We start from the raw sequence: 24,545 nt of genomic DNA on the forward strand, positions 1-24,545 counted from the left end.
CGCCCCATAACACCTAAAATTTAGTTGAAAGAGCAGTAAGTCAAGAATTTTTGCTCAAATGTTTACAGATGTTAACATTGTATACTTGGCTTGGGCGTGTATGTTTTAGTATTACCCTTATGAAGACTGTTCTCAAATCAAATCAAGAGCAAGTCACTCGGTTGTTTTCTCACCTCGAATTTGATGGAAATAAGCTCAATCATCAACCGGGTAGTGTATTAGGGAGTACTGCGCTGATAGCGGGAACTACGGTTGGGGCTGGAATTCTCGCCCTACCTGCGGTGACTTTGCCATCTGGGATTTTGCCATCCACAGCCCTGCTAATTGCTGTTTGGCTCTACGCTTTAGTCTCAGGTTTGTTGATTGCAGAAGTAACTTTGAATGCAATGCATCTAGAGGGGCGTCCGAGTGTAGGCTTGTTGGCAATTGTTCAGAAGACCCTTGGTAAGCAGGGAGCGCGAATTGCTGGCGGCGCTTATCTATTCATGCATTATGCGCTGCTGGTGGCATACATTACTCAAGGTGGAGAAATTTTAGTATCTGCAATTGCAAAAATCTGGGGTGTGCAGAACGTTTTACCTACATGGGTGGGGACAACGACTTTCACTCTTTTATTTGGCGGTATTATGTATGTTGGACGAGAAAAGTTTATTGAGAAATTAAACAGCGCCTTTGTGGGGATTGTAATTATTTCATTTTTGGGACTGTTGCTCCTAGGAGGAGGACAAGTTAAAAGCGCCCAATTTTTATTTCAGAACTGGAGTGCCCTTGGTAGCGCCGTTTCAGTCATGTGTGTCGCCCTGTTCTACCATAATGTTGTGCCTGTAGTTGTAACCCAACTAGAAGGAGATGTCCGCAAGATTCGTAATTCTATCTTCATTGGTTCTGCGATTCCTCTAATCATGTTCTTGGCATGGAATGCCGTGATTTTGGGAAGTGTCAGTTCCGATGTATTACAAGGCATCTCTGATGGCAGAACCGTTTTTGACCCACTACAAATTCTGCGATCTGGTGATGCAGGAGAATGGTTAGGAGTGCTAGTATCGATTTTCTCAGAGTTTGCGATCGTCACCTCATTTATTGGATTTGTGTACGGGTTGTTGGATTTCTTCAAAGATATTTCTCTAATTACCCAGGGTGAATCTTCTAATCGCCTACCCCTATATTCACTGGTTCTTTTCCCTCCTATGAGTCTTGGGGCGCTTAATCCCACTATCTTTTTTGCAGCCTTAGACTACACTGGAACATTCAGTGTTTCAGTTTTAGGCGGAATTATTCCGGCGTTAATGAGTTGGAAGCAACGTCAAGAGCAGGAAAACTTAAATACTACGAATCAACCACTTGTTCCTGGTGGTAAGGTGACACTCACTGTGATGATTGGAGTTGCATTAGCCTTGATAGTGAAACAAATTTTATTCATCTACGGAATGTAAAACTATTCAAAAACTTAGTAGCAATACCTGATAAAGAGTGTGGTTTTTACTGTGAATGCTGCGATAATGCATCAAGCAAGTTACATCTTCTACTGTTCCAATAATGGTGTTTGGTTAGCAGATAATGTACCAATTGAATATCTACAAATGATTTGAGCGTTAAGAGGTTTTTAATAGCTATCTCTTACGGTAGAAGGAAAACAGTATTTTAATTAATAGGCTAGACGTAAAGTCTTTGTAGATTAAATTTATGAACATTATCGCTTGGATAATTCTGGGCCTGATTGCTGGAGCAATAGCTAAAGCAATTTATCCTGGTCGTCAGGGAGGTGGAATTCTTACAACCATGATTTTAGGTATTGTAGGTGCTTTGATAGGGGGTACTATAGTTACTCTCTTAGAGACAGGAAGACTGCAACTCACCGCAGCAGCCCTCAGTATCCCTGGTGTAATTGTTGCTATTCTTGGTGCAATAGTTGCTATATTTTTATGGAACTTATTGGCTGGGCGTGCTAGTTATTAGTTGAATCGACAGGAAAATTATGGTTAAAGCCGAGTTATTAATAACTACACCTTTTCACACTTCAATCGAAGACAAAAACTCCACTTACTAAAAGCATATAGTAATCTGATTTGATTCGTGAACTGACTCGTAGAGACAGGGAATGGAGAATAGGGAATGGGGCATGGAAAAGAAGTAATAAAGATATACTGAATTTTTTTCAGAAATCAAATATGATTCCTATAGTGGAGTAAATTATTTTAATTATCAATCTTCAGCTAACAATAAAATTGCAATTTGCATTGGAGACTAATCTATAACCTTATTAAATTCATCTTTAATATTTTCCGTAGTGTGAATAATTTGGACTTCAGTTTTCTCTCGTGGATTGTCAATTGGTTGACAACAACTTCTGGTACTTTACCTTAGAGATTTTTAGCAGTAGCCTCTACTGTGTTTTCAGCGCTCAATTTTGGTGCGATCGCTCCTTGATTGTATACTGCTAACATTGTGGTTAGGTTACATATTCAAGTATCATGCAAGCTATTTACCCTACTATAGAGATGTTTCAATGCAGGGGATGAAAAGATGAGGGTTTGGCTTGCCTGCTTTTTGGTACTGTTTGCCTTAGCAGAACTGTTTGACTGGTTGCAAGAATTTAATCTACCATTACCCATCTATATTTTGGGTGGGGCTTTTTTAGCCGTTGCTTCTAACTACGACAAGATTATTGGCTCCTATTCCGGTGATACAAGTATCCAAGCATCACCCGAACAACCCCAGTTAGATTTACCAACTCAATCCACCGACCCTATTTCTTTCGCAATTCCTAGTCTAGTTGAAGATGTTCAAGCATCTGAAACAAATGATTAAGGGTAATGATAAGCCAATGAGCGATCGCCTCGAAACGGCAAGTAAATTGCTAAATTAAATGAGAGCATTTACCCAATTCAGGCTACCGCCGCAACGCCGTGATTAGTGGACTATTAGAAAAACTCCGTACCGCGTTCGTAACAGATCAAGGTTCCCGTGAAACTTCCCCTAGGGATAACTGGCTGCAAATTATCCTAGTTACCAGTGTGGTAGTCACTGCCTTTATCTGGGGAGTTCGTGAACTCAAATGGATGCAGCCGTGGGAGTTAATAGTTTATGATCAAATGTTGCGATCGCGTCCGACGAAAGCACCCGATAAGCGGATCTTGCTGGTAAAAATTACTGAAGAGGATCTAGAACCAGAGAAATGGAATATCTCAGATCGCAGAATTAATCAGTTGTTAAAAAAACTAGAGTTATATCAACCGCGTGTCATTGGTTTATATCTTTTTCGTCCAGATCAGAAAAATTTAGCGGCTAATCTGCAAAATCAAGTTCATATCATCAGCACCTGCTTGTTTAGCAGCAAAGGTAGAGATGAAATTCCGCCGCCACCCAATTTCCCTACAGATAGTGTAGGGTTTAGCGATGTAATTACCGACAACGAGAATGATCAAATTCTCCGTCGTGGTTTGTTATTTGCTAATTCTACAGACAACAAATGTACAACATCATTTTCATTTGGTTCTTTAATTGCTATTAATTATCTGAATAAACAAGGCATTAAGTATAACTTCACTCCCGAAGGAACTTTTCAGTTAGGTAAAACTCTTTTTCCCCGCCTAGAAGCTAATTCTGGTAGCTATCAACATCTAGATGCGGCTGGCTATCAAATACTGTTAAATTACCGTCATCCCGATCACCTCGCCGACCAAGTAACCCTCACGCAAGTCTTAGATAATCAAGTAAATCCCAGTTTAATCAAAGACCGTCTTGTAATTATCGGCACTACGGTAGCAAGTCTTCCTCCACCTGGCTTCTATACGCCCTACAGCGCTTTACCAGATCAACCAGCAAGAATGCCTGCTTTATTTATTCATGCACAAATAGCTAGTCAGATCATCAGTACAGTGCTGGATCAGCGACCTCTAATTTGGTACTGGCCAGACTGGGCTGAATTGGTTTGGGTATGGGGCTGGTCATTGGTGGGTAGTGCTTTAGCATGGCGCTTACAACATCCTTTGCTGCTGCTGATGGTGGGAGGTGCAACCCTAATTATCTTGGTGGTAATCTGCGTTGTTTTGTTTTTCCAAGCTGGATGGATACCGATTATTCCGCCTGCGATCGCCTTCATCGTCAGTAGTGCAACCGTTATGGCTTATACTAGCTACCGAACTCAGCAGCAAACTCAGCTGATTATTCTGCAAGTTGAACAGCAACAAGAAGCGATCGCGCAATTAAATATACTTTTAGAAGACAAAACAGCAATTCCCGACTCACAACTTGACCTGATTCCCACAATTGATACACCAGAACAAAGCGCTGATGACTTCCTTTTGAATCGACGCTATAAAATCTCCAAAATTATCGGTACAGGTGGATTTGGTCGCGTTTATTTAGCAAAAGATACTCAACGACCGGGTAATCCTGTTTGTGTAGTTAAAAAGTTAATGCCAGCCCGCCAAGATCCAAAATTTTTGCAAGTTGCTCGCAGATTATTTAATACCGAAGCTGAAATTTTAGAAGTTTTAGGTAGACATCATCAAATTCCAGAACTACTTGCCTATTTTGAAGATAACCAAGAATTCTATTTAGTTGAAGAATATATTCAAGGACATACTTTGAGTGAGGAATTACCACCTGTGCAGAACGTAAAAAACGAATCCTTTGTGATTGATATGCTCAAAGGAGTTTTAGAAGTTCTGGCATTTGTTCACCAACATCGAGTGATTCATCGAGATATCAAACCGACTAATATTATTAGACGCGCTCAAGATAATCGGCTAGTACTGATTGACTTTGGTGCAGTCAAATTGATGCAACCACCAAGTGAGCAAACAGAATTAGCAACGGTAGCCATTGGAACGCGAGGTTATACGCCACCAGAACAATTTGTCGGACATCCCCGCTTGTGCAGTGACATTTACGCTTTAGGAATGATTGGCATTCAAGCAATTACTGGAATACTACCGCAGGAACTTCAACCAGATCCACAAACGGGTAATGTGATGTGGCGACAAGAGCAAGTCAGCGAAGAATTAGCAGTAATTTTAGATAAGATGGTTTGCTACAATTTTAGCGATCGCTATCAATCAGCCGCCGCAGTTTTACAGGATTTAAAATAATTCGTAATTCGCCCTGGGGCAAAAGAATGTGACAGATAGACCATGTAGTAGAGACGTTGCAATGCAACGTCTCTACTCTGTTCGCCTAAACTGCTGAGACAACAGCCCGGTCATTTACTAGCTTGCCATCTTCCATGTGGACGATGCGATCAGCAATGTCTAAAATGCGGTTGTCATGAGTCACTAAAAGAATAGTACAGCCTTGTTCTTTAGCCAATTGTTGCATGAGGTTGACCACATCGCGACCCGATTTACTATCAAGGGCGGCGGTGGGTTCATCCGCTAGAACAATTTTAGGATGACTTACTAAGGCGCGGGCGATCGCTACCCTTTGTTTTTGTCCCCCCGATAAATCATCAGGATAGTAATTGAGCCGATCCCCTAATCCTACCTCTTCCAACATTTGCGCTGATTGGGCTTTCATTTGTAGCGAAGACATATTATTGTGCAGTTCCAAGCCCATTTTGACGTTTTGAAGGGCTGTCAGGCTACCGTGTAGATTGTGCGCTTGGAAAATATAACCGTTACTGCGTCGCGCTTGAGTAAGTTGTGCTGCACTAGCGCCACAAAGTTCTTGTCCCAATATCTGCAAACTGCCGGATTGAGCAGAACGCAACCCACCCACTAAGGTGAGAAGTGTAGTTTTACCAGAACCAGACGGCCCAGTCATAATGATAATTTCGCCAGCATTAATCTCCAGGTTGATATCAAACAGAACTTGTTTACGAAGTTGACCTTGACCAAAGTAGTGGTCGAGATTTTTAATAGAGATAACGGGTTCGCTAGTCATTCAATTTTAAATTTTGAATTGGGCGAAAGGTTGTAAGGAGGGTTTCCCGACCTAGCAAACTTTTCAAGACGGATTTTGGATTGATTCCACAGATAAATCTGCTCGCTCTGTACCATGTTCGGAATTGTCGGTCATTTATCCTTAATCCTTAGTAGTAACAAACGACAAATGACAAATGACAATTTTAAAACATATCTGCGGGGTCAGCAGATTGAAGTTTACGCGTGGCGATCGCACCCGAAATTATACACATAATCATAGTCAGCACTAACACTGTAATGGCTCGCGCTAAGGTCATGTAAAGTGGCAGATTAGTGGCATTACGAGTTAGATGATAAAGTCCAAAGGGCACAATTACTCCTGGTATAAAACCCAGTACTGCCAAAATTATCGCTTCTTCAAACACCACACTTAGTAAGTAGAAATTATTATACCCCATTGCTTTGAAGGTGGCGTATTCTTTGAGATGGGCATTCACATCTGTAGAAAGAACTTGATAGACGATAATCACGCCTACTAAAAAACCCATGGTTACACCCAGACTGAAAATAAACCCGATGGCAGTATTTTTTTTCCAATAATCTTTTTCAAATTCAATAAATTCTTCGCGGGTCAATATTTTGACATCATCACCTAAATAAGCTTTTAAATTTGCTTTGATCTGCTTGGGATCATAGCCTGGTTGCAAATTAACCAAACCAAGACTGACACTGCTGGCTTCGCGCCTAGGAAATAGTCGCAAAAAGTTTTGGTCGCTGGTGATTAAGTTACCATCGGCAATAAAGGAAGCCCCAACTGGAAATAAGCCGCCAATGGTAATCGTCCGGCGGTCAATTTCAGTTGTAACGGGTTTTCCTTGTTCAATTTGGGCGATCACTTCTTTATAATCTCCCCTAGAAGCGCGATCAAACAGAACGGTATCTGGTAACTTCACAAGATCTTTCTGGCGGTTCACATCAGCTAAGTTAAACACTTGCTGATCAGGATTGAACCCCATAACTAATATTGTTGTCTTTTGGTGTGTTTGGGGATTCTTCCAATCGATAAAGTTGACATAAATGGCTTCCGCCGACTTTATCCCTGGTACATCCATTGCTTGATACAGTCGCCGCCTTGCAAAGGTGGACATATTTGCCAGGTTACGCGCTTGGGGACTGATCATAAACATGTCACCCTGCATACTGCGATGCAACATGGTGTTACTTTCAAACAGAGCAGATTGAAACCCTAACTGCATAAACATTAAGACATCAGCGAAGGCAATGCCTGACAATGCTACCAAGAGACGACCCCTTTCGTGACTCAGTTGCAGCCAACCAAGGGGGGTTCGTTGTCGTAATTGCTGAATAAATCCAATCACAGTTCAATTACCGCCTTGACTTGCAGATTTGTTAAATTAGAAGCTTTCTCGCTAGATAGTTTATTCAGTTGTACATGGACTTCCACTACTCTGGCATCAATATTGCTAGAGGGATCACTGTTGATTAAATTTTGCCGCTGTACTTGCATACCAATCCAATCCACCCTTCCCATTAATTCGTTGGGTAGAGAATTGCTACTTATCCGTACCGACTGTCCCTGACGTACTTTGTGAATATCACTTTGGTATACTTCTGCCACTGCATACATCTGATCGGTTTGACCTAAATCGACAATTCCCTCTTCACTAACGGTTTCTCCGGCTCGTGTATTAATCTTTAAAATTTGCCCGGCTTTGGGAGCGTGGATGTATGCTTGCTGAAGTTGCGCTTTAATTTTTTCCACGGTGGCTTGAGCGCTGTCTACTTCTGCTTGTGCGTTTGCTATATCCGTGGGACGGATCTCAGTTGTTTGATTCAGGGTAGCTTTGGCTTCGTTAATTTGCTGTTGCAAACTGGCAAGAGTTTGGTCTTTGTTGGCTTTGGCTTCGTTAAGCTGCTGTTCTAGAGTGGCTATAGTTCTGGCTTTGGTGGCTTGGCTTTCGATTAACTGCTGAGAGGATGTTTCTGCACTTAGACGTCTGCTATCAACTTCCTGACTGGAAATTGCCCCATCTTTGTATAAAGTCTCGTAGCGTTGAAAGTCTGCTTGGGCGTTTTGTCTCTGGGCGGCGACGCGAGCCACTGTTGCTTCTAGCTGCTGTTTTTGTCCTTGCAGTTCCGCTTCTAGGCGATTAATTGTGGCTTGCTGAGTTTTAATGTTTCCCTCTAGTTCAACTTGCAGACGTTTGATAGTCGCCTGTCGCGCTCCAATTTCTCCCTGTTTTGCTCCCGCTTTGACTTGTTCAAGGCGAGATTTGGCAACTTGAACTTGTTGTTGTGCTTCACCCAAACTTGCTCGGAGGCGATCGCGACTATCCATAATCGCAATTACTTGCCCAGCTTTGACGCGATCGCCTTCTTTTACTAACAGTTTTTCCACTAGATTCCCTTCATTAGAAGAAGGTGCAGAAAGTTTTATGACCTCTTCGTTTGGTTCTAACCGACCTAATGCTGTGACTGTTTTTACTACTGGTTGAACGGCTACTGGCGCTTCTTGCTTCTGATTAGCCTTCGCCTGAAACTGTAGCACCGTGTAAACACTAGCTCCGCCTACAGCTAAAGATGCAATTATTACTAACCAAATATGCGATCGGAAAAAATTCTGGGAAGACTTTAAAGTTTCTATCTTCCGGTTTTGCGCCATAGTATTCCCCTCTTACTAGTAGCTCGAACTAAACCGTTCAGTTTATTATATGCTAAACTAAACTGACTAGTTTAGTCAAGCGAATGCAGCTAAAGCTACACCGATTAAATTTGCCTGGAATTATCTCCCAGAATGCTTATCCCAATTGGGATTCATCGCGTAGAGTACTTTCCAACATCTATTAAAATTATTTATAGAAGAGGATAATTAATAAATGGCACAGATCAAAGTTGGCGAAGTTGACCGAGACAATTCCGTTGATAAAGTGGAACAAATTCTGCAAGGGGCAATGCAGGAGTTTCTCAAACAAGGCTACTCTGGCACAAGTATGGATCGGGTAGCAGTAGCAGCGGGTGTTTCTAAAGCGACAGTCTACAGCCACTTTCAAGATAAAGAAGGATTATTTAAAGCGCTAATAGAGCAGCTAGCACGCAAAAAGTTCCAGTTAATCTTTGGAACCGAACCCCTTGAGGGAGAACCACTAATTGTACTGCGCCAATCAGCAACCAACGCATTGGAGCAGATGACTAAAGACCAAGAACATTGTGCATTTATGCGAGTGTTAATCGGTGAATCTGGTCGTTTTCCTGAGTTAACTCAGATTTGTGTTCGGGCGATGGTTAAACCCTTGTTGGAAACCCTCAGTCAGTACTTAGCTGCTCATCCTGAACTGAATATAACTGACCCAGAGGCAACAGCGAGGATTCTTTTAGGGACATTAGTTTATTTTCATATTACTCAGGATGTGATGCATGGCAAAGATATTATTCCGATGGAAAGCGATCGCCTAATTGATGCTTTGATACACTTGATTGTTAATGCTGCCGAGTCACAGTCTTCACTCACTCAACAAGGGCAGGGGTAATGATTCCTTTAGGAACAGAATCTCCGTGGGGCTTTAATTATAGCTTTAACCCACTAATCGACTTTTGCGTTTCAGTACTAGAGTTTGACGGGCTATATGTTGGCCCCTTTAGCCAGCATCAAGAAGGAAGCGGGACACTCCGGAGTAGAGGGCTAGATGTTGAGAGTTGGCGTTCATGGCTGGCGAATGTTGTCGCAACACAGGATGCTCGTCTGAATTGGCATATAGAGGATCTACGGTCATCGTTATCAAAAGACGTAGCATCCTTTAGACACGTCCGGAATATTAACTAGGGGTCAAAAAAATGGTAGAACGGGTTTTTGACCGTCTACCAAAATGAAAAATCCACTTCATTATATTCAAGAATATCCGCAGCGAACAAAACAAATTTTGGGAATAACCAATGACCAGTTTCATAATTTGTTGAACATTGCCGAAATGCATCATAACTTACTTCAATCAGAGATAGAACCTCAGAAGGTACGTATAAGAGTGATCCATAAAAATAAATGCCCAGCCGTGTGTTGAAATTATTCGTGGGTGTTGAGGATCGCTTGTTTGACGGCTGGGCATTTATTTCTTGGCAGTATGCTAAATGAGAAAGGAGGAGGCCGGAAGCCGAAATTGGAGATTTCCGAAGAAGTCTGTTTATGTCTATTTTATTTAAGACAAATGCCAACATTCGAGGTTTTAGGGTTACAATTTGGAATTTCCAAAACTGAGGCTAACGATACATTTCATTACTGGCTTGGAATCCTACGAAAAATATTACCAGCCAGTCTGCTCGAACAAGTTGAAAAAAATGATAGTGATTATGCGATCGCAATAGAATTATTGAAGGAATTTAAATTAATCGTGGACAGTATGGAACAGCCACGGGAACGCCCTTGCGACAATCAAGAACAGAAAGAGTATTTTTCCGGTAAGAAGAAACAGCACACATTTAAAAACCAATTTATTACCTTACCAGAAGGAAAAGATATTGTAGATGTAGAGGTGGGAGAAAAAGGACCAACCAGTGATATTAGCTTGTTTCGAGAGCAACAAGAAAAGTTTGAATCCTTACAAATGTTTGAAGGAGATAAAGCGTATCAAGGAGGAGAGAATATAAAGACTCCTTACAAGAAGCCACGTAACAGAGAATTAACTGCAAAGCAAAAAGCAGAAAATAAAGAGTTTTCTAGTAAACGCATCTTTGTTGAACACGTAATTAGACTTGTCAAAATCTTCCCAATTGCCCGACAAAGATTTCCACTTAATTCTCGGACTTATGATCAGGTGATTCTTACTATTTGTGGATTGGTGAGACTAAGAATTGGTGCATTAATTTTACCATTTTAATACGTGTTGTAAACATGAAATCTGCCATGAATTAGTTTCCAGCATATTTACAGATAGTTGCTATCAGTAACTATCTCTAACCCTAATTATTACGTTGGTTTTGGTTAATACTTAACACTGGACAAAACCAGACTCAGAGCGTGTTGCAAATTTTCGGACGAGTCTATTAAGCTTTTTAGCAATTTTTGCGTAAGTCCTAGAGCATCGATTCAGTAATTGCAAAAACCCGATCTATCTTCGGTAAAACGACCAATTTTCGTTGACTGTAGAGACGTTGCAATGCAACGTCTCTACGAACAAATCGGTTTTTATCGCCCCTTTCTTGAATACTGAATCGGTGTTCTAGTAGATAGAAAATTCACTAGAAATCTTGCAAAAATCCTAATTTTTTATTTAAAACCACAGATGAAAATAGCGAAAAATTTGGGCGTCCGGGTAACAGGAGCGCAAAACTTTTCAAGATATAAGTCTACTTAGCAGTCAGAACTTTTTATGCTCTTGTCTATCGAGAGCCGCAATTTTTCAGCCAACAACTGGACGTTAGGGTCTTTCAAAATGCCATGATGATCACCAGGAATATCATGGATATCTAATCCTCCAGCCGCCAATTTAGTCCAACCTAGTCCAGGCTCAACCTCTACCTCAACAATACTAGTAACATCCTTTTCAGTAGCTTTGAACAGGGTTACACGGTCGGGATAAATTTGCGGTACGTAGTTTATTGAATATTTTTTTACTCCTTGGTTGTATGCCTCTCGCCTAACTAAATGTTCGAGATTTTTAATCCTAAAAAACTCATTTTTTAAGGCAATTTTTCCATAATAAATGCTCATCTTCCGCTTGAGCATTTCTAAAAAATAAGTAGGGCCAACTTGTAAAAACTGATTCAAGTGATGTGAGAGTCTCTTGGATATTGGCGCTGGCAACACTTTTTGGGTCCCTGGTAAAGAAGAATCAAACAAAGCTAACAAAGCTACCTGCTCACCTTGTGAGAGCAATTGCTGAGCTACTTCAAATGCTATAACTCCTCCAAAAGATAAGCCTCCCAAAAGATAAGGGCCTTCAGGTTGGAGAGTTTTTATTTCTTCAATGTAGTGAGCTGCTAATTCCTCGATTCGATTTAAATAAACTGGCCTTCCTTGTCCATCCTCTGCTATCAAGCCATAAACAGGTTGGTCTAAACCTAAATAAGAAATTAGAGGTTGATATAAGCTAACACCTTGACATAAGAATAAAGGTGGTTTGGAACCATTGGGTTGAATCGGTACTAAGTAGGACAAAGATGTCGGTAATCCTGATTGGCACAGAATTTTAGCTAGTTGCTCAATAGTGGGATTTTGGAAAAACGTAGCTAGGGGCAAATTTTTCTTAAAAGCTTTCTCCACTTGTGCAACTAGGCGCAAAGCTAACAGAGAGTTTCCTCCTAAATCAAAGAAGTTATCCCTGATGCCAATAGGCTGAATACCCAGAACTTTTTCCCAAATCTTTGCTAATTGGAGTTCTACATGATCGCGAGGAGCTATAATCGCTTCTGCTTCTTGTCTGGTTTGAGGGGGTTCTGGTAGAGAACGCCGGTCTACCTTGCCGTTAGGTGTCATTGGCAAAGCTTCCAACATCACAAAAGCTGAAGGAACCATATAGTCAGGCAATCTTTGTTTGAGAAAGTGCCGTAGTCTATCAATAATGGCTGTCTGCTCAGAGTCAAGAACAACATAAGCTACTAGACGCTTATCACCAGGGACATCTTCCCGCACTGTTACTACAGACTGCTCCACAGATGGGTGTTGAGATAGTACTGCCTCAATTTCGCCTAGTTCGACGCGGAAGCCTCGGATTTTGATCTGGGAGTCAAGGCGACCAATATACTCAATATTGCCATCATCGAGGTAACGAGCTAAATCGCCAGTTTTATACAGTTGTGTTCCTGGCTCTTTGCTGAAAGGGTTGAGAATAAATTTCTCTTTAGTCAAGTCAGGACGTTTGAGGTAGCCGCGAGCCAGTCCAGCACCACCAATATACAATTCCCCAGATTCACCAACAGGCACAGGCTGTAAATCCTTATTCAGGATATAAATCTGTGTATTGGTAACGGGACAACCAATGGGAGCAAGGATATAATTTTTGCCGCGCTGACATCTCCAGAAAGTGGCATCAATGGAAGCTTCTGTCGGGCCATAGCAATTATATAGAACATTGTCCAAGTTCAATTTGGTAAAGAAACGCTCTATGAGTTCGACAGGTAAAGCTTCACCACCACAGGTAATGTGTTTGAGTGATTGACAATTCTCAATTCCCTGCTCATCTAGTAATACACGGAGTATTGAAGGTACTAAACCAATGACGGTGATTTGCTGTTCGGTAATTAGTTTAACGAGGTATGCGGTATCCTGATGCCCACCAGGACGAGCCATAATCAATTGCGCTCCGAAGCACAACGGCCAAAATATCTGCCACACCGAAGGGTCGAAGCTAAAAGAAATAGTCTGTAAAACTTTGTCTGCTGGAGTTAATCTAAAGGTTGTTTGCCGCCATTGCAGTTGGTTGTAGATTCCACGGTGAGGAATCATGACACCTTTGGGCTTTCCTGTAGAACCAGAAGTGTAAATCGTGTAGATTAGGTTATCAGGTGTGGCATTACAGAACAGATTATCTTGGCTATTCTGGGTGATTTCCCAATCTGAATCTAGACAAACGACTTGCGTTCTAGTTTCATGAGTAGGTAGACTGTTTACCAGTCGCTGTGTGGTCAGCATCACTGGTATTTGAGTGTCCTCTAAGATAAAGGCTAAGCGGTCTTTTGGATATGCCGGATCTAAAGGTACATACGCTCCTCCAGCCTTGAGAATTCCCAACAGTCCGACGATCATTTCTAAAGAGCGCTCTAGACAGATACCAACAAGTACCTCTGGTTTAACGCCCAAGGTACGTAGGTGATGGGCTAGCTGATTTGCCCGTTGGTTTAACTGCCGATAAGTAAGTTGGGTGTTTTCAAATACTACAGCGATTGTGTCAGGCGATCGCTCTACCTGAAGCTCAAACATTTGATGAATGCACAGATTCTGGATATCAAATGTTTGAGTGTGATGCCATTCTTGTAGAACTTGACCGCCGATGAAGTGAGTCAAGGTATTTAACTCAATGTCTTGCTTATGTTCTGAGTTCCTAATATTAATACTCATTTTATATATGTCAATACTTTACTAAAGTTTCTTCTTTAACTTGTTCTTTAGCTAATGTTAATGCTTGATAAACTTCGTTTAACTTTGTTTTATCTATATGCTGATGAGCAAAATGCTTTAAATAAGCTTCGAGATACCTAATACGTAAGTGTGGGCTATCTGGACTCTGAAGAAAAGGCAGATCAGATTCAACCATAAAACGGATAGCCAGTAAGGGAACGGGGCTACGAAGCGGACGGAAGTTTGGGTTGTGCAGTCCAGAACTTTCATTGCGCTTGTGAAACTCCCCAATCATTAGTCCTGACTCGACAAACAAAGGTTTAAGTTTTTCTTGAATCCCATCAATTAGTTTAGAAGTTTCCTGGATCTGGATATCAGGGAAAATAAGTAAAAATGCCATGTATATGGCTAATCCTTTATCTTGTGAAGCTATCTCCAGGAAAATATCTCGGTAACGTTTAACAATATCTTCTAATTGCTGTGAATCTAAGTTGTTTGTGCGAATAACCGCCATTTGAATATTGTTTGATTTGAGAGCGTAAGGCACAAAAGGGCAAACTGGGCCAGGCCTCCCCAAATCAGGATGATGCCTTCCTAAAAAACTTTTAACCCACTCCATGATTTCACTTAAGTAGGAAATATCCTTTTGAATTTGTTCAATTTCAATAGATGTATAAAGTTGCATTATGTTGATACCAATGTATTAATTATGTGATGTCTAATTCCAGATTAACTTTATAAGCATAGTTATAGTAATCTGATTTGATTCGTGAACTGACTTGTAGAGACAGGGAATGGGGGATAGGGGATAGGGAATGGGAAAAAAAGGAGTTAGAGGTGTACGCAGTTCTTTCAAAAATCAAATAGGAATCCCATAGCATAAACTAATCATTATTAAGTTTCTAAGAAATTTGACATTATTGTAGAGGTGAGCACCTAATATTCATAACAAAAAAAATATGAACTTTATGTATAAGTACTTATTGGCATTGTGAAGTTTTAGTAGAGATTTCATGGTCAAACGACAACCAATTACCTAGAAAATTGATTCTTTCCTAGAGACGCGTCATGCCACATCTATACAGTCAACGAAAATTGGTCATTTTACTGAAAACGAATCGGGTTTTTGCTATTGCTGAATCGATACTTTAGTGGTGAATATTGATTATTATGTAATTGGTTAGACTGATTAAATCAAACTTATTTAGTTCTAGTCTTGTTCCCAAAGACATATAATTTGGAGAGTTATTGATATGAATTGGTATTTAATTTTATCTATAACTATCTAAGTAGTTGTTTAGTTTTAGGAGGTAGTTGCATTAAAAAATAGCTCTAATTGTTTCTGGCTAATGAATCTCGACCATTATTAATTCGACAATAAAAAAGTACGTATCTTTTTTGTGTACCTGAAGAAGAAAGTATGTTTACACGTTTCAAGGCGAAGTTCACACGGATAGATGAGATAGTTCCTGGTATATATAAGCTTTCTGTCTCAAACGATAAAAAATTTATTTTTAGCCAGTTCCTCATCCTTGATGAATGCCCTATACTCATTCATACGGGTCGAGCAGAATGGTTTGACCAAATTTATGAGCTTGTTTCGTCTGTGTGCGATGCTTCAAAGCTTCGATACATTGCTTTCTCTCACCTTGAGGCTGACGAATGCGGCTCCCTTAATCGGTGGCTTGAAGCAGCTCCGCAAGCAGAAACAATCGTGAGTCGTCTCAATCAATCGAACATAGATGATTTTGCATTGAGGCCGACAACTGTTCTTAAGAAGAATAAAGCTCTTTCCTTAGGCAAAAGAGAGATAATACTGATCGAGACTCCCCATTTTCCTCATGGATGGGAGAGCTGCGTATTTTATCAGCCGCAAGAAGAGATCCTTTTTTGTTCTGATCTCGCAGCTCATCCAGGTCAATTTGATGAGCCTGTTACCGATAAAGATCTTACAGAATCCATCATCAAGTTTCAGCAAAAAGTTGGGTTCATGTGTGAAGGTAAAAGTTTCACTCAGGGAATTGAGGCTGTAGAAAAGTTACCCATTAAATATCTTGCAACAATGCATGGTTCTATTATTCGCGGGGAGTCCATAGCAAATCTGCTTTTCGAGATGAAGCAAAGTTTTGGTGCTTAAGTTTATTCCCTTTATTGATCAACTTCCGGTTAATTACATTAATTTAAAGGCAGAAAGTAAACCTCTAAGCAGTGAAAAGACTCCATGTTTATTGCAAAAATAAACCAAGTTACAGACCTATTTCATCATATAAATCCACCTTAGTAAATTAAAGTTTTCCAATTACAACATATTAAAGAGTGATAAGCTGTTACGCAAATAAACTTGTATATTTCGCGCTGAGGTTGTCAAGAGTCAAAAGTCCACAGTCAAAAGCTAGCTTGGACTTTTAACTCTTAAACTGGGACAGTCTAAGCGCGAGAATATTTGATCTAAACTCACATCATCTGAGAACTTTTTAGCACCGACACATACCCCTGTGCAGTTATGCATTAGTATCACATTTCTGATAAATTTTTCATATATAGGACTAATATTTGATTTAAAAAAAAATTCAGTACACCTTTATTACTTCTTCCCCATGCCCCATTCCCTATCCCCAATTCCCTATCTCTACAAGTCAGTTCACGAATCAAATCGGATTACTATATGAGGTTATTATGACTAAAATCAACCGAGCTGCGATTGTTGGAGGAAGTCACGGTAATGAATTAATAGGAGTATATTTAGTCAAGAAGTTTCAGCAGTATCCGAATTTAATTAAGAGATCGAGTTTTGAAACATTGGTATTATTCGGCAATCCTAAAGCTATTGAAAAAGGTAGACGATACATTGACAAGGATTTAAATCGTTGCTTCACTAATCAGGGCTTACAAAGTTCGTCACTATCAAGTTATGAAGATATACGAGCGAAAGAAATTCAACAAATACTACACCCACAAAATCAGCCTTTCGTAGATGTAATTGTTGATTTGCACACTACAACTGCCAACATGGGTTTAAGCCTTCTTTTGAGTAATATGCATCCTTTATTACTACAGTTAGCAGCTCATCTGAGTTCGATAAATCCTTTAGTAAAAGTCTATTTTCATCAACAAACTAGAAGAAGTGGCTTTCTTCGTTCGATGTGCGAATTGGGTTTTGTGATAGAAGTTGGTGCTGTACCTCAAGGTGTTTTAGATGCTGAATTATTTCAACAAACAGAGCAGCTGATTTATGCAGTTTTGGACTATTTTGAAGGATGCAATCTAGGCAAAATTCCGCAGAAAAATAGCACGCTTACAATTTATCAATACACTGGAGTTATCGATTATCCGAGAAATGAACGCGGTGAAATTCAAGCCATGATTCATCCCCAGCTTCAATTTAGAGATTATGAACCTCTGAATCCAGGTGATCCAATATTTCTGACTTTTGAAGGAAAGGATATTCTCTATGAGGGAGTGTCCACTGTTTATCCCATATTCATCAATGAAGCAGCTTACTATGAGAAAGGAATTGCTATGCATTTAACTCAGAAGCAGTTGCTTGATGATTATTAATGCTTATAAGTTACAACAATCCGGCAGCGATCGCAATCTATTTACTAACTAAAACTGCTGCTATTTTTACTATCCTGTTTTCAAGGTAGTTCGTGATTAATTCACCGTATACAGCTAGTGTTTCCTTACTCACCCGCTTGGCGCTAAACCGTTCTAGGTTTTGTTTGGCGCGGGATTTCCACTTGTGCATCTGTTTGGGGTCGCTGAGCAATTGCACCAAAGCATCTGCTAAAGTTAGGCTATCTTTAGGTGGCACCAAAAGACCAGCCTCTCGATTATCTAAAGTCTCAGGAATGCCATCTACATCACTGGCAATAATTGCACAGCCTGCTTCCCGCGCTTCTGTTAGCACCAAGCCAAAAGATTCGTGGTGTGAAGCTAGAACAAAGATATCAGTGGCTAGCATATAACGTTGTGGCTCTGGCTGGAAACCTTCAAAATGAATGCGTTGGCGCAGTTCGCCGCAGCGAAAAGGTATTTTTTGCACCATCGCCTCAAACATAGAGCGTTCTGGCCCATCTCCTATTAAATATAGATGTACTTGTGGAAAGTCTGCCGCAATTTTGACGAAGGCTTCAATTAACTCAACAATACCTTTACGAGAATACATCCCTGCTACTGTAGCGATCGCTGGACGGTACAATGGTAGTGGCTGGTAATCTTTAATACTCTTATGCCTGGGACTGTCTAATGTGCCATTGGAGACTACTCGTAATTTGCTCTTAGGTATACGACGCTGTACCATAGAATCAGCTACCGCATGACTAACTGCAATTACCCGGTCTGCTAATCCCATCAGTACCGCACTACGCTGAAATTCATTGTGTACAGTAGAAACCAAACCATATTCACAACGCCTTCTAAGTACTCCTGCTAGCACAACTCCTGTCATCATGTGTGCATGGACTATATCCGGCTGAAACTTTTTTACTATCTCCTGATAACGCCAAGCAGCTTTAATCAGATTCAGCGGTGTTCGTGACTGATCTAGTTGAAAGTGGGTGACACCATGAGATTCTAGTAATGCTTTATATTCTCCCCCAGCAGACGCTACAGCAACATCATGACCGTCTTTTGATTGCAAACATGCCAAGTCTACGGCCACATTCACAATACCATTACCAATTTTTTGGATATGATTTGTAATATGTAATATACGCATTTATATGTTCTCCACAGCGGTTATTTGTAGCGAATCGATAAGTTTCACCTGTAGAAATGCAATCTATAATTAAGCTGTTACGCAAATAAACTTGTATATTTCGCGCTGAGGTTGTCAAGAGTCAAAAGCTAGCTTGGACTTTGGACTCTTGATCTTGGACAGCCTAACCACAAGAATATTTGATCTAGACGCCCATCAGCTTTGGATACTAAGATTCAGCTTTAAAGAAGATTTCTTGCGTCCCTAAAAATTGCTTGATAAAGCCATGAGGTAGACTTTGAGTTTGAGAAATATATGAGGCGATCGCTCTGTTTTTCTTGTCTTTAACTGATGTAATTGGAAGATAGTAAGCTTTTGCTATATCCTGCAACTTCAATATAATAAATAGAGGTGCTCTCCATAATAACCAGATAGGGTATTGCAATACTTCAATTGTGATTTCTGATTGAGCAATTGCTTTTTGAATTAATTTATAAGTTTCCTCATGATCTTTATGGCAGTCTTTGCGATGGGGCACATAAACTTCCTCTGATTTATAATACTTTAGAAGTTCAATAATCTGTTCAATTATCTGTTGCCGTTCCTCATTCTTTAAATCTTGCAAAGTCCCATCTGGTTTTTCCAAAAAGTGTATTTCTGAAGGACTTACTCCCAAAATTCCTAATGCTGTAACCGCTTCTCGTTTACGAATTTGGCTGATTTTTTCTTGAGAACTTGGCTCTGAACTACCCGACCCTTGTCCATCTGTCAGAAAAACAACTATTACTGGTATCTCATGTTCGCGTTTCATAGCAATCATCCCACCACAGCCAAACGTTTCATCATCTTGGTGGGGAGAAAACACGATCGCCGATTTTTGGCTAAATACTAATGGCTTACTTCCCCAGCGTAAAATCCATTGAACTAGTAAGCTGGAATGGATATACTGCATCTGATAAAGCCATGTATTTGGAATTAGTTTTTCTAACAGTTGAAGCTTTGTTTTGAGATTCATGATTACTGTCGTTTTTAGTAAAGTATGAGGGTATGTATTTGATTTATATACTTGCTTAAATATCTCATTTTTTCAAAAAACTAGTTTGATTAATTTAATACTTTTTAGCTGCTGTATAATATATTATTATCATAATGCAATTAATAATTTGCACTATATAAAATCTATGTAAATTTATCAGATTAGACATAAAAAATAACTGATTAATTAATGTATTTTTATTGATAAAATCCTCGAATTTTTAATTTCCAGCAGTTAGCATTTTCATGAATCATACATAGAGACGTTACATGTAACGTCTCTACAGGGTTTCGGGTTTTATTTATGTACTTCATATACCTGAAATCTGCTGTATAAAATATTAATTAATAATTTTTTAAATTAAAAATTATTTTTCTATGCAAAGCTTGTATGATAGGCATTGCAATGTATTGGTGTCAACTTATAGCACTTTTCATGTATTGGAACCACATCTGTTGTAGGGGCAATTCATCAATTGCCCCTACTTGCTTACCCCATCAGCCTATACATAATCACTTTTCCTTTCCAATCTTCTTCTACAAACACTAGGTGCTCACCCTTTGAACGCCGAAAAGCGCGGATACCATAAGGTATATCAATCCAGCCACTCTCACCTCCAACTTCTGGGCCGGGTTTTAGCTTTTGTACTTGCGTTCCCGTTGCTATGTTGTAGACGTATACCTCCGCCGTTTTCATTGTCACGGCGAATACATATTCTCCAGCTACACTCATAGCAGCTGTGGACACTTCACGTTTGCCAGTAGTATCGTGTGGAATCACAATCCGATAACGGGGAGTGCGATTTCCTTGGCTCCAATTGTCAAAACGTGCAATTTCAGAACCAACGACTCCGTTATCATCACCGATCGCAGGATGATCTTCTGTGAAGCCTGACAAATACATAGTATCTGTTTCTGGGAAATATTCGATCCGCCGCAAATCTGTAAATATCTTCGGAGTGGTTTGCTTTTGCATCGAACTATAAGAATAGATGGGATTACCCTTGGTATCTATTCCTTGTAAAGGATAATGTCTAATGCCAGTACCATCTTGAGTTCGTAAGGTTTTCCAAACATCTCCTTTGCTGTCTACCCACCAGCCGCCGATGAAGGGATAATCTTTGCTACCATCATACTCATTTTTTTCAAACGTCCCATTGCCGTTACTATCCCGCCATATCCACTCTCCTTTTTCCGGTTGTTGTGGTGGCCAAGTTCCCCCAATCGATTTTTTATCTTCGCCATTAGTACCTACAAACATCCCAGATGGTATGGCAATTTTGCCATCTGTAGCTTGATTGAAACGATATATTTGCAGAAAGCTGCCATACATATTTGTGAGGAACAAAAAGGGCTTACCTTTGATGCGACGAACAAAGGTTCCATCTGGTGATGTATGCAATCGGGGATCTTGAGGATATTTGACAGCGTTTAAAGTATAGCTCTTATAAGTCCATTGCTTACCAGCAGGCTGACTGTAATCCATCAAATAGTGTTCGTGCTTGGTGAATACGTCTATACCATCAGTTTTAGGATCAGCATCAGCATTATCAACAAATATCAATCCTAGTAATTGCCACAACAGTTTTCCCGATGGTGAGAATTTCCGTAAATCCGTCCCAGATTTGTTAAAACCATTACTATTTATATAGATATTACCTGAGCTATCTGTACCTACTCCGGTAAGACCATAAAGTTTCAAATCTTGAACTTCACCCGGAATACCTGCATAAATACCGCCTTTTCGACCGAAACTACTCACCTGTACTGGTTTATCTTTGATGTCGTAAGTCAACATTTGTTGACGTGGCCCATTTTCTGCCACTAACAACCTACCTTGATTATCAAGTGCGATCGCTGTTGGTTCGATAACATCTGTAATCTGTTGAGGCAATTGCTTTCCAGTCTGAGAATAATGCAGAATCTTGGCAGAGTTACTACTATTTTCGCTTTGAATAATCCACAGATTTTCTTGTCTATCAACAGTTATCGCTCCCGGACGAGCAACGCTAAAGCTGCGAAGTTCTTTCATCGTGTCAGTATTGTAAACACGAATGCGATCGCTAGCAAAATCACTCACATACAACTCGCTTCCCGCAGTCGCTAATCCAGTGACTTCACTTTTAGTGCTGGTGATTAACATACTTTTATCCCAGCCACGCCCTTCAGGAAATGGTGCAGGTTTCCCAGATAAGTCGTAACGTCTGACGCAGTACCAATTTGTTCCTTCAGCAGGATAATCCTCTTTTGTCTCACCCATTGCACCTTGAATCATGGCAATGTAAATATATTTACTATTTACAGTCACGGCTTTACCACCACTACGACTCCAGCCGTGAGTATCACCAATAGCACTAATTACTTTGCCATCTTTATATATTTCTGCTTCTGTTCCAGCTTCATCCCAATGGCTGTTAGTATAGACTGTGCCATCGGCAGCAACATACATTGCTTCTATATTGTTTTGTACCCGCAGGTTTCCACTACCAAAAGTATTACCTATCCAAGATGTTTTGTACGTGAGTGCAGATGTTCCTGTTGTAGCCCAATCTGTTGTAATCCCAATGGAAGTAACAATTACTCCAACAGTTAGACTCAGTAAAAAGTTGAAAATTTTGCTCTTGTGCCAATGTCTAGTTTGAGATAGCTTCTTGATGCGCTGATTGAGCTTTTGACAGAATTTACCTAACTGTGGCAGTAATTTGTTTTTCATAAAATTCCTCAGCTTATAATTTCTTTTGAACGATCATTATTTCTGGAATTCCAAAAAAACATTGTTTTGATTGACTGTATATACATCACTGCATATAAATTAGTAATTAACAGCTAAATATCACAAGTTTAATGTATATTTTTCTGCCACACCTGCATTTTTCAAATGTGTATTGACTAATTATATGTGTTATTAAGTATGCTGATGCAAATCAGTACCACTGTATAATATTTAAAGCCCTGATAATATCAATGCTGACGTAGAGATTATTGACCAAGTTGTACTGTTATAACTATTTGCACCCGTCTACTTACAATTATCTAAGTAATAAAGAAGGATTTTGAAAACCTAATTATTTACTATCTATTTAACAGTACACATATATAAATAACAAACAATTGGTATGAATAATTTTGCTTTTACCAAAACTTTATGAAAACCACACCAACTTTTCAAGGTTATGCTAATAGTTATAAGCAAAAAATGTTGAGGTATTAATATTTACTTTTTAATAATGCTATTGGTAAATATTAATACAAAATTGTTTGCATTTCAATTGCTTTTATCCAAATTGAATTTTTAAGATTAAGGTTGATTCTTATAGGTAAAAAGCCTAAGAGTATTGTAAAAGCTTAGATATACAATTATTCGGCAAGTATCATATACATCATGATCAATGTTATTTTTTTAACAAAATAGATGTTTGAATTGCCTTGTTGACAGAAAAATATAAATAGTTTATAAAGTAGTGTCCTTTGAAAAAATAAAATCTTTTTTCTAATGTATGTGCAAATTGAATTTTAATAAGTTAAATTTCTAATTTATCCATAAATAAAAATTAAATCTGTATGGAAGATAACTTTAAAAATGTGGATAATGCATAGAATAGCAGGAAACACTACTGAATTTAAAAAAGGCGGTTGAGCTTGGTGCAAAAGTAAATTGACTCACGCTCAATAGATTATAGAGGACACGTTTTTGAAAAGTAACAAAGAAAGTTTTGATTCAGCATCTGCATCAATTCTAACTCTAGGATTAGGATGGTTTCCTCAAACACCCGGAGGTTTAGAAAGGTATATTTATGAACTAACTCATAAATTAGCAGCTAATCAAGACCAGGTTGAATTATGTGGAGTTGGTCTACCAGAAGCTGAACAAAATTTGCCAATCAAGCTGACTAACCTCGCTTCTCCTGATAGTGCTATTTGGCAACGTCTATGGTCAATTCGCACTAATTTCAAGAAAACAAGAGTTAGTAAACCAGATGCTATTAATCTGCATTTTGCATTATACAGTTTTCCAATTTTAGACCTTTTGCCTAAAGGAGTACCAATTACGTTTAACTTTCATGGCCCTTGGGCTTCTGAGAGTCAACAAGAGGTTGTTAATAAAAGACTGAGTATTGTTCTTAAGCATTGGCTAATAGAACAAAGCACTTATAATTGCTGCGATCGCTTTATTGTTCTTAGTAAAGCATTTGGCAAAATTTTACATCAACAATATCAAATTCCGTGGAGTAAAATTCATGTTATTCCCGGTGGAGTGGATCTTAGCAAATTTCAAACCAACTTATCACCTCAAGAAGCTCGAATACAGCTAGGTTGGCCCAGTAATCGCCGTATCTTGTTTACATCTCGCCGTTTAGTACATCGAGTAGGACTTGATAAATTATTGGAAGCTATGGCGACAATTAAGCCGAGAATTCCAGATATTTGGCTGGCGATCGCAGGTCGTGGTCACATACAAGCTACACTACAACAACAAGCAACAGAATTAGGGCTAGATGATAACGTTAAATTTTTAGGTTTCATCCCTGATGAGCAGTTACCTATAGCTTACCAAGCTGCTGATTTAACAGTTATGCCCAGTCAATCTTTTGAAGGATTTGGATTAGCAATAGTTGAATCTTTAGCCTGTGGTACTCCCGTTATGTGTACTCCAGTTGGAGGAATGCCGGAAATTTTAGAAGCCTTTTCCCCAGATTTAATTACTACTTCTATTGAAGCTTCAAGTATCACAGAAAAATTAGAAAATGTCCTTTTGGGAAATATACCCATACCTTCACGAGAAGCCTGTCGTCAATACGCTACTACACACTACGACTGGAATAAAATTGCCCAGGAAGTACGGAATATTCTATTAGCTTAAATAAATGTGATTTAGCTC

The 24,545-nt window shown here is 39.5% G+C and carries 17 protein-coding genes; 9 read left to right on the forward strand and 8 right to left on the reverse strand.

From position 1 onward, the window contains the following. The first annotated feature begins 119 nt into the window (after positions 1 to 119). The 4 genes from IQ246_RS00495 (at position 120) to IQ246_RS00510 (ending at position 5,093) form a co-directional block, all read left to right on the forward strand. A complete protein-coding gene (locus IQ246_RS00495) occupies positions 120 to 1,433 on the forward strand; it encodes an amino acid permease (protein WP_193999082.1) in 1,314 nt (437 codons plus the stop codon). A 250-nt stretch (positions 1,434 to 1,683) separates the two neighbouring features. Continuing rightward, on the forward strand, positions 1,684 to 1,956 hold the full coding sequence (locus IQ246_RS00500; RefSeq protein ID WP_193999084.1) for a GlsB/YeaQ/YmgE family stress response membrane protein: 273 nt from the start codon (positions 1,684 to 1,686) through the stop codon (positions 1,954 to 1,956). A gap of 567 nt (positions 1,957 to 2,523) precedes the next feature. After that, complete coding sequence (locus IQ246_RS00505) at positions 2,524 to 2,808, forward strand: hypothetical protein (protein ID WP_193999086.1); 285 nt, start codon at positions 2,524 to 2,526, stop codon at positions 2,806 to 2,808. Between the two features lie 98 nt (positions 2,809 to 2,906). Continuing rightward, positions 2,907 to 5,093 carry a CHASE2 domain-containing serine/threonine-protein kinase gene (locus tag IQ246_RS00510; protein ID WP_193999088.1) on the forward strand — a complete coding sequence of 729 codons (2,187 nt, stop codon included), beginning with the start codon at positions 2,907 to 2,909 and terminating at the stop codon, positions 5,091 to 5,093. 85 nt (positions 5,094 to 5,178) lie between these two features. On the opposite strand, the gene IQ246_RS00515 is transcribed toward IQ246_RS00510, so the two are convergent. The 3 genes from IQ246_RS00515 to IQ246_RS00525 form a co-directional block, all read right to left on the reverse strand. Then, entirely contained in the window at positions 5,179 to 5,883 is a 705-nt protein-coding gene (locus tag IQ246_RS00515) for a DevA family ABC transporter ATP-binding protein (protein WP_193999090.1), read from the reverse strand. Between the two features lie 184 nt (positions 5,884 to 6,067). After that, positions 6,068 to 7,243, reverse strand: a complete 1,176-nt coding sequence (devC, locus tag IQ246_RS00520) for an ABC transporter permease DevC (protein ID WP_193999092.1) — start codon at positions 7,241 to 7,243, stop codon at positions 6,068 to 6,070. After that, a complete protein-coding gene (locus tag IQ246_RS00525) occupies positions 7,240 to 8,547 on the reverse strand; it encodes an ABC exporter membrane fusion protein (protein ID WP_193999094.1) in 1,308 nt (435 codons plus the stop codon). The genes devC and IQ246_RS00525 overlap by 4 nt, the downstream gene beginning before the upstream one ends. Positions 8,548 to 8,761: 214 nt before the next feature. On the opposite strand from IQ246_RS00525, the gene IQ246_RS00530 reads away from it, so the two are divergent. Together IQ246_RS00530 and IQ246_RS00540 are read left to right on the forward strand one after the other, a co-directional pair. After that, entirely contained in the window at positions 8,762 to 9,412 is a 651-nt protein-coding gene (locus IQ246_RS00530) for a TetR/AcrR family transcriptional regulator (RefSeq protein ID WP_193999096.1), read from the forward strand. A 624-nt stretch (positions 9,413 to 10,036) separates the two neighbouring features. Beyond that, positions 10,037 to 10,753 (forward strand): transposase, encoded by a 717-nt coding sequence (locus IQ246_RS00540; RefSeq protein ID WP_244141887.1) that lies wholly within the window; start codon positions 10,037 to 10,039, stop codon positions 10,751 to 10,753. Positions 10,754 to 11,226: 473 nt separating this feature from the next. On the opposite strand, the gene IQ246_RS00545 is transcribed toward IQ246_RS00540, so the two are convergent. Then, positions 11,227 to 13,932 (reverse strand): amino acid adenylation domain-containing protein, encoded by a 2,706-nt coding sequence (locus tag IQ246_RS00545; protein ID WP_244141888.1) that lies wholly within the window; start codon positions 13,930 to 13,932, stop codon positions 11,227 to 11,229. 10 nt (positions 13,933 to 13,942) lie between these two features. Next, positions 13,943 to 14,617 carry a DUF6875 domain-containing protein gene (locus IQ246_RS00550; protein WP_193999098.1) on the reverse strand — a complete coding sequence of 225 codons (675 nt, stop codon included), beginning with the start codon at positions 14,615 to 14,617 and terminating at the stop codon, positions 13,943 to 13,945. A 735-nt stretch (positions 14,618 to 15,352) separates the two neighbouring features. On the opposite strand from IQ246_RS00550, the gene IQ246_RS00555 reads away from it, so the two are divergent. Further along, entirely contained in the window at positions 15,353 to 16,069 is a 717-nt protein-coding gene (locus IQ246_RS00555) for a hypothetical protein (protein ID WP_193999100.1), read from the forward strand. Between the two features lie 539 nt (positions 16,070 to 16,608). Further along, complete coding sequence (locus IQ246_RS00560; protein WP_193999102.1) at positions 16,609 to 17,490, forward strand: aspartoacylase; 882 nt, start codon at positions 16,609 to 16,611, stop codon at positions 17,488 to 17,490. Between the two features lie 37 nt (positions 17,491 to 17,527). Here the strand turns inward: IQ246_RS00560 and IQ246_RS00565 are convergent, their stop codons facing one another. The 3 genes from IQ246_RS00565 to IQ246_RS00575 all read right to left on the reverse strand — a co-directional run bounded on the left by IQ246_RS00565 (position 17,528) and on the right by IQ246_RS00575 (position 22,379). Further along, positions 17,528 to 18,652, reverse strand: a complete 1,125-nt coding sequence (locus tag IQ246_RS00565; protein WP_193999104.1) for a glycosyltransferase family 4 protein — start codon at positions 18,650 to 18,652, stop codon at positions 17,528 to 17,530. A gap of 208 nt (positions 18,653 to 18,860) precedes the next feature. Further along, on the reverse strand, positions 18,861 to 19,646 hold the full coding sequence (locus IQ246_RS00570; protein ID WP_193999106.1) for a PIG-L deacetylase family protein: 786 nt from the start codon (positions 19,644 to 19,646) through the stop codon (positions 18,861 to 18,863). A gap of 510 nt (positions 19,647 to 20,156) precedes the next feature. Then, complete coding sequence (locus IQ246_RS00575) at positions 20,157 to 22,379, reverse strand: hypothetical protein (RefSeq protein ID WP_193999108.1); 2,223 nt, start codon at positions 22,377 to 22,379, stop codon at positions 20,157 to 20,159. Between the two features lie 978 nt (positions 22,380 to 23,357). On the opposite strand from IQ246_RS00575, the gene IQ246_RS00580 reads away from it, so the two are divergent. Further along, positions 23,358 to 24,527, forward strand: coding sequence for a glycosyltransferase family 4 protein (locus IQ246_RS00580; RefSeq protein WP_193999110.1), 1,170 nt, complete (start codon positions 23,358 to 23,360; stop codon positions 24,525 to 24,527). The last annotated feature ends 18 nt before the right edge of the window (positions 24,528 to 24,545 follow it).

The sequence above is a fragment of the aff. Roholtiella sp. LEGE 12411 genome (assembly GCF_015206995.1).
Classification (GTDB): domain Bacteria; phylum Cyanobacteriota; class Cyanobacteriia; order Cyanobacteriales; family Nostocaceae; genus Komarekiella.